This window comes from Streptococcus anginosus, from assembly GCF_900636475.1.
Lineage (GTDB): Bacteria > Bacillota > Bacilli > Lactobacillales > Streptococcaceae > Streptococcus > Streptococcus anginosus.
On sequence record NZ_LR134283.1, the window covers coordinates 1,894,007 to 1,906,767 of the forward strand.

Here is a 12,761-nt window from a genome sequence, read left to right on the forward strand (position 1 = left end):
CGAAGCTCCCTAGCTCTAGGGAGCTATTTTTGTTTTGCTATTCATGAACACGTCTTAAAAAGCAATGGACGTTGTATTTTAGATAAGGAGTATTTATGGCAACAAAATATATTTTTGTTACAGGTGGTGTAGTTAGTTCGATCGGTAAAGGGATTGTGGCAGCAAGTCTTGGTCGTCTCTTGAAAAACCGTGGCCTTAAGGTGACTATTCAAAAGTTTGACCCATATATCAATATTGACCCAGGAACGATGAGTCCTTACCAACACGGGGAAGTGTTTGTGACGGACGACGGTGCAGAGACAGACTTGGATCTGGGGCACTATGAACGCTTTATTGATATTAACCTAAATAAATATTCAAATGTCACAACAGGTAAGATTTATAGTGAAGTTCTTCGCAAAGAACGTAAAGGTGAGTATCTTGGAGCAACTGTCCAGGTCATTCCACACATTACAGACGCTTTAAAAGAAAAGATTAAACGTGCTGCAACGACAACAGACTCTGATGTGATTATTACAGAAGTGGGAGGGACTGTTGGAGATATCGAAAGCTTGCCATTCTTAGAAGCGCTTCGTCAAATGAAGGCAGATGTCGGAGCGGACAATGTGATGTATATTCACACGACCTTGCTTCCTTATCTGAAAGCAGCTGGGGAAATGAAAACCAAACCAACTCAACACTCTGTAAAAGAATTGCGTGGTCTGGGTATTCAACCGAATATGCTGGTCATTCGCACTGAAAAGCCAGCAGGTCAAAATATTAAAAATAAATTAGCGCAATTTTGTGACGTAGCACCAGAAGCAGTGATTGAGTCGCTAGATGTGGAACATTTGTATCAAATTCCGCTGAATTTGCAAGCACAAAACATGGACCAAATCGTTTGTGATCACTTGAAGTTGGACGTGCCAGAAGCGGATATGACAGATTGGTCTGCTATGGTTGATAAAGTCATGAACTTGAAGAAACAAGTGAAAATTGCGCTTGTTGGGAAATATGTGGAGTTGCCAGATGCGTATATCTCTGTTGTAGAAGCTCTCAAGCACTCTGGTTATGCCAATGATGCAGAAATCAAGCTGAATTGGGTCAATGCGAATGATGTCACAACGGAAAATGTCGCCGAATTGTTGAAAGATGCAGACGGGATTATTGTGCCAGGTGGATTTGGTCATCGCGGAACCGAAGGAAAGATTGCGACCATTCAATATGCGCGTGAAAATGATGTGCCAATGCTTGGAATTTGCCTTGGTATGCAGTTGACTTGTGTTGAGTTTGCTCGCCATGTGTTAGGATTTGAAGATGCTAATTCTTCAGAATTAAATCCTGATACGAAGCACCCTGTTATTGATTTGATGCGTGATCAGATTGATGTAGAAGACATGGGAGGAACGCTTCGCTTAGGACTGTATCCATCTAAGTTGAAACGTGGTTCCAAAGCCGCTGCAGCTTATGACAATCAAGAAGTTGTGCAGCGTCGTCACCGCCACCGTTATGAATTTAACAATGAATTCCGTCAACAATTTGAAGACGCAGGATTTGTCTTCTCAGGAGTTTCACCTGATAATCGTCTGGTGGAAATTGTTGAAATTCCAGAAAATCAATTCTTTGTGGCTTGTCAATACCACCCAGAATTATCTAGCCGCCCTAATCGTCCAGAAGGACTTTATATGGCTTTTGTCACAGCTGCGGTTGAAAATAGTGAAAAATAATAGAATGAGACAGGCTTCCATGATTGGTATCACAATCTGGAGCCTATTCCAGTCTTTTTAATATCTTTTATAAATAAAAAATCTTATCAGTATAACAAATTGGTGCAAGATTTTAAATGAAATCTACAACTAGATTGTCATAAAAAGCAGTGGTTTAGCAATAAAATAAGACTTTTTGCAAAGGATTTAATAGTTAATCAATTCCCTAAATTATTATTCGGAGGTAGATCATGATGAAGTTTATACTTGATGAAAGTCTCGTAGCGCTTGGAATTAAAAATGTGGTAATTGGCATTGCCAAAAATGTAGATCCACATGCGCCTTTATCCGCTTCATTTTTGGAAAAGCAAAAAGAAATGGAAAAGTGGGTCTTGAAATGCGATGTGGATGAAGTGTCTGATGATGCAGTCATTCAAGGCTACAAAGATTTGTTGCAAAGTGTTGGTCGCAGTGTCAAGAAGAATCCTCCCACTGTTTTGGCGCTTATTCGGAATATTCGACATCGTGGTTCTATTCCGCATATTAACAGTATTATTGATATTTACAATGTCGAATCTTTGCATTCTTTACTAGCTATTGGTGGACATGATTTGGATAAAATAGAGGAGCAGATAGAGTTTACTGTTAGCCAAAATGAAGACGTTTTTCTGCCGATTTTATCTACGGAAAAACACGTTTCTCCCACGGATTACGTCTATCGTGACAAGAAAGGTATTCTAGCGTGGTTGGACGTTCGTGATGGAGAACATTATAAATTTGATGATGAGACAAAGAATGCTATTTTTATCATTCAAGGAAATGCTCATACATCTGTTGAAATGCGTTTAGAAGCACTCAAGCGCATTGAGAAAGATTTGGCAGAATGTATGCCGAATCTGGATTTTGAAACGTATGTCATTCACCCAGAGGGGAAATAACCTAAAAAGCAATGTATCCATCAATAGGATACGAGAAGTGAGTCCGTTGTTTGAAAGCATTTCGGCTCACAGCAACGTTTTTTGTTGAAAGATTTGTTTTGAAAATTCTTTACTTTTTAGTAAGATATAGTATAATTAGAATATATCATACTTTTCGGAGGTAACTATGAAAAAAAGTAAAATCATCGCAGTTGCGGGGCTAGCTCTTTTAACGTCTGGTCTTTTAGCTGCTTGCTCGGGTTCGAAATCGAACTCAGCTGAAACAAAATTTGGTTATGTGTATTCTAGTGATCCAGAAACTTTGGATTATGTAACATCAGGAAAAGCAACCACTAGCGATCTTGTGACAAATGGAGTTGACGGATTGTTAGAAAATGACAAATATGGAAATCTTGTACCATCAATGGCTAAGTCATGGACTGTATCAAAAGATGGTTTAACCTATACTTATAAACTTCGTAAGGGTGCCAAATGGTACACATCAGAAGGGGAAGAATACGCAGAAGTTAAAGCGCAAGACTTTGTAACTGGTTTGAAACATGCTGCCGATAAAAAATCTGAGGCGCTTTATTTGGTTCAAAACTCAATTAAAGGTTTAGATGCTTACGTGAATGGTCAAACAAAAGACTTTTCAACGGTAGGTGTGAAAGCAGTTGATGATTATACTGTTCAGTATACATTGAACAAGCCAGAACCATATTGGAATTCTAAGACAACCTCTGCCATTATGTGGCCAATCAATGCCGAATTTTTGAAATCTAAAGGAAATAAATTTGGCCAATCAACAGACCCTAACTCAATCCTTTATAATGGACCATTCTTGATGAAAGCTATCACAGCAAAATCTGCGGTAGAATATGTTAAAAACAAACATTATTGGGATAAAGATAAAGTAAAAGTTGATAGCATTAAACTTGCTTACTATGATGGTCAAGACCAAGACTCATTGGCTCGTAATTTCAAAGATGGGGCATACTCATACGCACGCCTCTTCCCAACAAGTTCAAACTTTGCAACTTTTGAAAAACAATTCAAGGACAATATCTATACAGCAGAAGCAGGCTCTGGAACGGCTGCTTTAGCCCTTAATATTGACCGTCAATCTTACAACCATACGGCTAAGAAAACAGATGAAGAAAAAAATTCAACGAAAAAGGCATTGTTGAACAAAGACTTCCGTCAAGCTTTGAACTTTGCACTTGACCGCGAATCTTATGCAGCACAAGTAAATGGTAAAGATGGTGCTGCCACAGCAATCCGTAATATGTTTGTACCATCAAATTTTGTTCAAGTTGGTGAAAAATCATTTAGTGATGTTGTAGAAGAAAAATTAGCAAGCTATGGCGATGACTGGAAGGGTGTCAAACTAGCTGATTCACAAAATGGCTTGTACAATCCAACAAAAGCAAAAGCAAAATTTGCAAAAGCAAAAGAAGCTTTGCAAGCTCAAGGTGTGAAATTCCCAATCCATTTAGATGTTCCTACTGTAGAAACTTCTAAGAACTATGTTGCTCGTATGCAATCTTTGAAACAGTCTGTTGAAAAAGTACTTGGTAAAGAAAATGTTGTCATGGACTTGAACATGATGTCAGAAGATGACTTTAACAACGTCACTTACTATGCTCCAAATGCAGCTGGAGAAGACTGGGATATCTCAGGCGCTGTTGGTTGGAATCCCGACTATCAAGATCCATCTACTTATCTTGACATTTTGAAATCAACATCTTCTGATAATACGAAAACTTGGTTTGGATTTGACTCTGGTAGTGAAAATGCTGGTGCTAAAGCAGTTGGCTTGGACGAATATAATAAATTAGTCGATGAAGCAGGTGCAGAAACAACAGACATTGCAAAACGTTATGAAAAATATGCAGCAGCACAAGCTTGGTTAACAGACAGTTCACTTGTCTTACCAACAATGGCTTCAACTGGTGCAGGAACATTTGTGTCACGTCTTCAACCATTCTCAGGTGCGTTTGCACAAACAGGTAGCAAAGGTAGCTCAACCTACTATAAATACATTAAAGTCGGTAAAGATGCTGTCACGAAGAAAGACTATGAAGCAGCTAAGAAGAAATGGCAAAAAGAAAAAGTTGAATCTAACAAAAAAGCTCAAGACGAATTAGCTGATCATGTAAAATAATACATTTATAAAAGCGGGTGAAACTCACTTAAAAGTGGGTTTCATCTGCTTTTTTCTATCTATAAAATTGTAAGGTTAATATAATCCCTTTGATACTAGGTTTTAAAAATATGTCATAAAATTTAGAAAATTCTATTTACTTTTTATATTTTGTGTGCTAGAATGTATAAAAATAATGATTTTGGGAGGAATATTCATGAAGAAAAGTAAAATCATTACCCTTGCAGCGCTAGCCTTGCTTGCAACAGGAGCTCTAGCAGCTTGTTCTAACTCTAAAACAAGCTCGGGGAACAAAACATTCTCATATATTTATGAGCAAGATCCAGATAACCTGAACTATTTGACAACTGGGAAAGCAGCTACTGCAAATCTTACCAGTAATGTCATTGACGGACTTTTGGAAAATGACCGTTATGGAAATCTAGTTCCTTCTATGGCGAAGGATTGGACCGTCTCTAAAGATGGCTTGACTTATACTTATACACTTCGTAAGGGTGTGAAATGGTACACATCAGAAGGCGAAGAGTATGCAGAAGTTAAGGCACAAGACTTTGTAACGGGCTTAAAATATGCTGCAGACAATAAATCTGATGCTATTTACTTGGTGCAAGAATCTGTTAAAGGCTTGGATGCTTACATGAAAGGTGAAAATAAAGATTTCTCTTCTGTCGGTATCAAAGCAGTCGATGATTACACAGTTCAATACACTCTTAATCGACCAGAAAGTTTTTGGAACTCAAAAACAACAATGGGCGTTCTAGCACCAGTTAATGCAGAATTTTTGAAATCAAAAGGCAACAAATTTGCACAAGCAACAGATCCATCTAGTCTTCTTTATAATGGTCCATACTTGCTGAAATCTATCACAGCGAAATCATCTGTTGAATTTGCTAAAAATCCAAACTACTGGGATAAGAAAAATGTGCACATTGATAACATCAAGTTGTCTTACTATGATGGTCAAGACCAGGACAAACTTGCTAAAGGATTTAGCGATGGTTCATTTACCAATGCTAAAGTATTTCCAACTAGCCCAAGTTATTCTTCTGTCAGCAAGAAATACAAAAACAACATCGTTTATACTCCTCAAGATGCAACGACTTACCTAGTAGCTACAAATATTGATCGTCAATCTTACAATCACACTTCAAAGACAACAGATGCTCAAAAGACTTCTACTAAGAAAGCTTTGCTAAACAAGGATTTCCGTCAAGCGATTACCTTTGCATTTGACCGCACAGCTTATGCATCACAGGTGAATGGTAAAGACGGTGCGACGAAGATGCTCCGTAATCTCTTTGTACCACCAACATTTGTTCAAACAGATGACAAGAGCTTTGGAGAATTGGTCAAAGAAAAATTGATTGGCTACGATGAAAGTTGGAAAGATGTCAACTTAAATGATGCGCAAGATGGGCTTTATAATCCAACTAAAGCTAAAGAAAAATTAGCGAAAGCGAAAGCAGCGCTTCAAGCAGATGGCGTTCAATTTCCAATCCACATTGATATGCCAGTTGACCAAACAGCAACTAATAAAGTTCAACGTGTGCAATCATTGAAACAATCTATTGAAAAAAACCTTGGGAAAGAAAATGTTGTAATTGATATTCAACAAATGTCTAAAGACGACGTGAATAATATCACTTACTTTGCCGAATCTGCAGCGGCAGAAGATTGGGATCTTTCTGATAATGTTGGTTGGAGTCCAGACTTCCAAGACCCATCTACCTATCTTGATGTTATCAAACCTTCAAGCGGTGAAAGCACTAAGACTTATCTAGGATTTGATGCAGGCACGAATAACGCTGCTGCAGCACAAGTTGGTATGAACGAATATGAAAAGTTGTTGAATGAGGCTGAAAAAGAAACCAACAATACGAATGCACGCTATGAAAAATATGCTGCAGCACAAGCTTGGTTGACTGATAATGCATTGGTCATTCCAACAACAACACTAACGGGTCGCCCAATTCTTTCTCGTACAGTACCATTTAGTAATGCCTTTGCTTGGTCAGGAAACAAGGGAAATAGTGAAACAATTCTCTATAAATACCTTGAAATCCAAGATGAGCCTGTGACTCAAAATCAATACAAGAAGGCAATGGAAAAATGGAATAAAAAGCGCACAGAGTCTAATAAAAAGGCTCAAGAAGAACTTGCAGATCATGTTAAATAATTGAAAAAAATTAGATAAAATTTAACAGAAAAACAAAAAAAGTTCAATTATGATAAAAATATTCTGACAATTGATTTTACAATTAACCAGAATTGTGATATAATTTTAAACAATCAGTTTAAAAATTGAAGGTATTCTAAAATTGAAAATAGGTATTTGTCGTGACGCGTGGCATTTCTCTATCAGTTCCTTCGGTCTTGGCTGACAGGTTATGTTTAATAACTTAACCATAGTTATTAAAGTGGAATATCTGATGTGACTCATGCTGAATCATTAAAATAAAAAAGAATTAGCAGATCATGTAAAATAAACTTCTCATCAGAACTTTCTCTAACAGGAGGGAAAGTTCTTTTGGGATTTTAAAGGAAACGGTAAATGAAGAAATATATTTTTATGCGTATCTTACGCTCTTTAGTATCTATTTTCATGGTAACAACGCTGACTTACACCATTATCTATACCATGGTGCCTAGGAAGTTGATTTTCAAACAGGACCCAAACTATAACAAAATAGCAACAACTCCTGATAAAAAGACCAATTACGAAAATACGATTTTTGAGCGCATGGGTTACATTGACTACTATGATACGAAGGAATTGCAAGAAAAAGCTAGTAAAGAGAATTCCTCAGTAACAGTGGAGCCTACTAATGCAAATAAAAAAATCTATGAAGCATACATCAAAAAGCTAGGGCGCGGTTGGAAATTGCAGCAATTTAAAGAAAGCAAGCAATTTTATGCAACTCGTGAAGTTCCAGTCTATGAACGCGTTCTTGGTTTCTATGGTAATTTGATTCAAATTGACCATACAGGTGCTGTGAAAGATGCTTCTAATCCGAATTTGAAGCGTTATATTCGCATTGAAAATGATCCTGCTATTGGTTGGTCTGTTGTTGGTTCTGGAACGAAACATAAATATTTATTATATTTCAATAGTCAGTTTCCATTTATCCACCAAAATTTTGTAAGATTAAATCTAGGAACTTCTTATCCGACCTATGCTAATCTTCCTGTTTTACAGGTTATTTCACAAGGGCAAGGTCAAACGAAGACATCAGAATTTCAATTTCCAACAGGAAAGAAAACATCATCTGTTAATATTTATACACGTACATATAAGTCTCCAAAGCAAGCCGATGCACGCGATGTTGCTAATTACGGAAAAGATGATCCTTATACGGCGACAGAGAGCAATTATCAATATCCATCTATGATTGTGAGCTCTTCTATTGTTGGGTTGATTGGTTTGGCCTTGTCATACTTAATCGCCGTTCCACTTGGATCTTATATGGCTCGCTTTAAGAATACATTGTTTGATAGTATTTCAACCGGTGCTTTGACTTTCTTAATGTCACTGCCAACTATTGCCTTGGTTTATATCATTCGCTTGATTGGTTCAGCGATTGGCTTACCTGATTCATTCCCTATTTTGGGAGCAGGTGATTGGCGCTCTTATGTGTTGCCGGCAGTTATTCTTGGACTCTTGAGTGCGCCTTGGACAGCAGTGTGGATTCGCCGTTATATGATTGACTTGCAATCACAAGATTTTGTTCGTTTTGCACGTGCAAAAGGTCTTTCTGAAAAAGAAATTTCTAATAAACATATTTTCAAAAATGCTATGGTGCCACTTGTATCCAGTATACCTGGTGCTATTATCGGAGTTATCACAGGTGCAACCTTGACTGAAACAATTTTTGCTTTCCCTGGAATGGGTAAAATGCTGATTGACTCTGTCAAAGCATCTAATAATTCTATGGTCGTTGGTCTTGTATTTATCTTTACATGTCTATCTATCTTTGCTCTTCTATTGGGTGATATTCTGATGACCATGCTTGACCCACGTATTAAATTAACATCAAAAGGAGGTAAATAATGGCTACAATTGATAAAAGTAAGTTCACATTTGTAAAACGCGATGATTTTGCCTCTGAAATAATTGATGCACCAGCTTATTCTTACTGGAAATCTGTTATGCGTCAATTCTTAAGGAAAAAATCAACAATTGCTATGTTGGGTATTCTTGTTGCAATTGTTTTGATGAGTTTCATCTATCCGATTTTTTCAAATTTCGATTTTAATGATGTAAGTAAAGTAAATGATTTTAGTGCTCGTTATATCAAACCGAATGCCCAATATTGGTTTGGTACAGATAGTAACGGGAAATCCCTCTTTGACGGAGTGTGGTTTGGAGCACGTAACTCTATTCTTATTTCAGTTATTGCAACCGTGATTAACCTTGTGATTGGTATTGTTATTGGTGGCATCTGGGGAATTTCAAAAACTGTCGATCGTGTGATGATTGAGATTTATAATATTATTTCTAACATCCCACCGCTTTTGATCGTCATTGTCTTGACATACTCAATCGGTGCAGGTTTCTGGAATTTGATTTTTGCCATGACGATTACTGGTTGGATTGGGATTGCTTACAACATTCGTATCCAAATTCTACGTTATCGTGATTTAGAATACAACCTCGCCAGTCGTACATTGGGAACGCCAACGCTTAAAATTATTGCGAAAAATATTATGCCACAGTTGGTTTCTGTGATTGTTACAACTGCTTCACAATTACTTCCAAGTTTCATTTCATACGAAGCTTTTCTGTCTTTCTTTGGTTTGGGACTTCCTGTGACGGTGCCAAGTTTGGGACGGTTAATTTCAGATTATTCACAAAACGTGACAACAAATGCGTATCTTTTCTGGATTCCATTGACAACCTTGATTTTGGTTTCTCTTTCATTGTTCGTTGTCGGTCAAAACTTAGCGGACGCTAGTGATCCACGTACACATAGATAGGAGTAAATATGACACAAGAAAAAAATGTAATATTGACTGCTCGCGATATTGTCGTGGAATTTGACGTTCGTGATAAAGTCTTAACAGCCATTCGTGGTGTTTCGCTTGACCTTATCGAAGGTGAGGTTCTTGCACTTGTAGGAGAATCTGGTTCTGGTAAGTCTGTTTTGACAAAGACATTTACAGGAATGTTAGAGGAAAATGGTCGAGTTGCTCAAGGAACGATTGATTACCGTGGACAAGATTTGACAAAATTGAAGTCTAATAAAGATTGGGAACCTATACGCGGTGTTAAAATTGCAACAATCTTCCAAGATCCGATGACGAGTTTGGACCCTATTAACACAATTGGTAGCCAAATTACAGAAGTGATTATCAAGCATCAAAAGAAAACGCCAAAAGAAGCAAAAGAAATGGCTGTTGACTATATGAATAAGGTCGGCATTCCTGATGCTGAAAAGCGTTTTAATGAATACCCATTCCAATATTCAGGAGGAATGCGTCAACGGATTGTTATCGCTATTGCGCTTGCTTGTCGACCTGATATCCTTATCTGTGATGAACCAACGACAGCGCTTGACGTTACGATTCAGGCACAAATCATTGATTTGTTGAAATCTTTGCAACACGAGTATGAATTCACAACTATTTTTATCACCCACGACCTGGGAGTGGTAGCAAGTATTGCAGATAAGGTTGCGGTTATGTATGCTGGTGAAATCGTTGAATACGGAACAGTAGAAGAAGTCTTTTACGATCCACGTCATCCTTACACTTGGAGTTTGTTATCTAGTCTACCTCAGTTGGCAGATGATAAGGGTGAGTTGTATTCAATTCCTGGAACGCCGCCATCTCTCTATTCACATTTACAAGGAGATGCATTTGCCTTGCGTTCAGATTATGCTATGGAAATTGATTTTGAAGAGAAACCGCCTCAAATTTATGTAACGGATACCCACTGGGCAAAAACATGGTTGTTACATGAGAATGCTCCAAAAGTGAATAAGCCAGCTGTTATTGATGATTTACACGAAAAAATTAGCTCAAAAATGGGCTTTGCCCATTTAGACGCCTAGGAGGAAGGAAATGCCTGAAAAATTAGTAGAAGTTAAAGATTTGGAAATTTCCTTCGGTGAGGGAAGCAAGAAATTTGTTGCTGTTAAAAATGCTAATTTCTTTATCAATAAAGGAGAAACGTTTTCACTTGTAGGAGAATCTGGTTCTGGTAAAACGACAATTGGTCGTGCGATTATTGGTTTAAATGATACGAGTCATGGAGAGATTTTCTTTGAAGGGAAAAAAATCAATGGCAAAAAATCAAAAGAAGAAGAGTCAGAAATCATTCGTAAAATTCAAATGATTTTCCAAGATCCTGCTGCTAGTTTGAATGAACGTGCGACAGTTGATTATATCATTTCGGAAGGCTTGTATAATTTCCATTTATTTAAAGATGAAGAAGAACGCAAGAAAAAAGTGAAAGATATTATTCATGAAGTTGGATTGTTATCAGAGCATTTAACACGTTACCCGCATGAATTTTCTGGTGGTCAACGTCAGCGGATTGGGATTGCCCGTGCGCTTGTTATGGAACCAGATTTTGTCATTGCAGATGAGCCGATTTCAGCGCTTGACGTCTCTGTGCGCGCGCAAGTTTTGAATCTTCTTAAGAAATTCCAAAAAGATCTAGGCTTGACTTATCTTTTCATTGCCCATGATTTATCAGTTGTACGTTTTATCTCAGACCGTATTGCTGTTATTTATAAGGGTGTGATTGTTGAAGTGGCTGAAACAGAAGAACTCTTCAATAATCCAATCCATCCTTATACGCAGTCATTGCTATCTGCTGTCCCAATTCCAGACCCAATATTGGAGCGGAAGAAAGTATTGAAGGTTTATGATGCTGCTCAACATGATTATTCAGTAGATAAGCCAGAAATGGTTGAAATTCGTCCAGGACACTTTGTCTGGGCTAATAAAGCAGAAGTTGAAAAATATAAAAAAGAATTATAACATCATTCTTTGACTTTGAGAGAATTTTAAAAATCACTTTAGAGGTTATCTAGAGTGATTTTTGAATTCATGTTATCTTTTTCTGGACGATTCTATTTTAAACTGTACTATACTAGATATGATAGAAAAGAGGAGTAATGGAATGTATCAATTGATTGCGTTTGATATGGATGGAACACTTTTGACTAGTAAAAAAACGATTGCCAAAAGCAGCGTTGAAGCGATTGGGAGAGCTCAAGATGCTGGTAAACAAGTTGTACTTTCAACAGGACGCTCTTTGTCAGAACTGCTTCCTTATGGAGATGATTTGCGCGGGATTCGCTATGCTATTCTTGCAAGTGGTGCATTGATTTATGATTTGGAGGCTAAATGCGTTTTAGCTAAGCAAACCTTGCCTGCTATAGCAGTGGATAAGGTGAAGGCGATAGCAGAAGTTCAAGATTTGATGCTGGTTTGTATGATTGACGGACAAGGCTATCTTCAAAAATCACATTTTGAGAGTATTGCTAACTATTATATGAAAATTTATACTGAACTTTATGATAAAACAGCTATCTTGGTGGATAATATTTACGATTTGTTAGCTAAGGAGAGAGAGCATTTTGACAAAATCAATATTTATCACTTTACGGCAAGGGATCGAGATCAATTGTATGAAACTTTATTGTCTGAAAAGATAACGATGATAAAAGCTGAAGTAAGTGGTCTTGAACTAACAGCGCAAGGAGTTGAAAAGGGGCAGGGTTTAGCTCACCTTGCTCAAAAATTGAATCTTCCTATGGAGCAAATCATTGCTGTTGGGGATGCTGACAATGATGAAAGCATGATTCGCGAAGCAGGTTTTGGTGTTGCTATGGGAAATGCCAATGAGAATATCAAAGGTTTGGCAGATATTATTGTGGCAGATAACGACCACGGTGGCTGTGCGCAGGCTATTGATGATGTGCTTCTGGCAGATAAAATATAAGAACAACGAATAAACACTAAACCCCACTTAAGATTTCTCAATAC

At 37.5% G+C, this 12,761-nt stretch carries 9 protein-coding genes; all 9 read left to right on the top strand.

What is annotated here, in order from left to right; all coding sequences use genetic code 11:
* Positions 1–95 precede the first annotated feature (95 nt).
* The 9 genes from EL079_RS09430 to EL079_RS09470 all read left to right on the top strand — a co-directional run bounded on the left by EL079_RS09430 (position 96) and on the right by EL079_RS09470 (position 12,717).
* The gene (locus tag EL079_RS09430) at positions 96–1,706 is read left to right on the top strand and encodes a CTP synthase (RefSeq protein WP_003031779.1); all 1,611 of its coding nucleotides are present in this window, start codon (positions 96–98) and stop codon (positions 1,704–1,706) included.
* Between the two features lie 233 nt (positions 1,707–1,939).
* Positions 1,940–2,623: a B3/B4 domain-containing protein gene (locus EL079_RS09435; protein WP_026248186.1), complete on the top strand. Its 684-nt coding sequence runs from the start codon at positions 1,940–1,942 to the stop codon at positions 2,621–2,623.
* A 166-nt stretch (positions 2,624–2,789) separates the two neighbouring features.
* Positions 2,790–4,766 carry a peptide ABC transporter substrate-binding protein gene (locus tag EL079_RS09440; protein ID WP_018543581.1) on the top strand — a complete coding sequence of 659 codons (1,977 nt, stop codon included), beginning with the start codon at positions 2,790–2,792 and terminating at the stop codon, positions 4,764–4,766.
* A gap of 196 nt (positions 4,767–4,962) precedes the next feature.
* Positions 4,963–6,942 (top strand): peptide ABC transporter substrate-binding protein, encoded by a 1,980-nt coding sequence (locus tag EL079_RS09445; protein ID WP_018543580.1) that lies wholly within the window; start codon positions 4,963–4,965, stop codon positions 6,940–6,942.
* A gap of 375 nt (positions 6,943–7,317) precedes the next feature.
* Positions 7,318–8,814, top strand: a complete 1,497-nt coding sequence (locus tag EL079_RS09450; RefSeq protein WP_003031736.1) for an ABC transporter permease — start codon at positions 7,318–7,320, stop codon at positions 8,812–8,814.
* On the top strand, positions 8,814–9,740 hold the full coding sequence (oppC, locus tag EL079_RS09455; protein ID WP_003031796.1) for an oligopeptide ABC transporter permease OppC: 927 nt from the start codon (positions 8,814–8,816) through the stop codon (positions 9,738–9,740). Before EL079_RS09450 ends, oppC begins: the two co-directional genes overlap by 1 nt.
* Positions 9,741–9,748: 8 nt before the next feature.
* Positions 9,749–10,816 carry an ABC transporter ATP-binding protein gene (locus EL079_RS09460; RefSeq protein ID WP_003026176.1) on the top strand — a complete coding sequence of 356 codons (1,068 nt, stop codon included), beginning with the start codon at positions 9,749–9,751 and terminating at the stop codon, positions 10,814–10,816.
* Between the two features lie 10 nt (positions 10,817–10,826).
* Positions 10,827–11,750: an ATP-binding cassette domain-containing protein gene (locus EL079_RS09465; protein WP_003031730.1), complete on the top strand. Its 924-nt coding sequence runs from the start codon at positions 10,827–10,829 to the stop codon at positions 11,748–11,750.
* A gap of 142 nt (positions 11,751–11,892) precedes the next feature.
* Positions 11,893–12,717 (top strand): Cof-type HAD-IIB family hydrolase, encoded by an 825-nt coding sequence (locus EL079_RS09470; protein WP_003031797.1) that lies wholly within the window; start codon positions 11,893–11,895, stop codon positions 12,715–12,717.
* Positions 12,718–12,761: the final 44 nt, after the last annotated feature.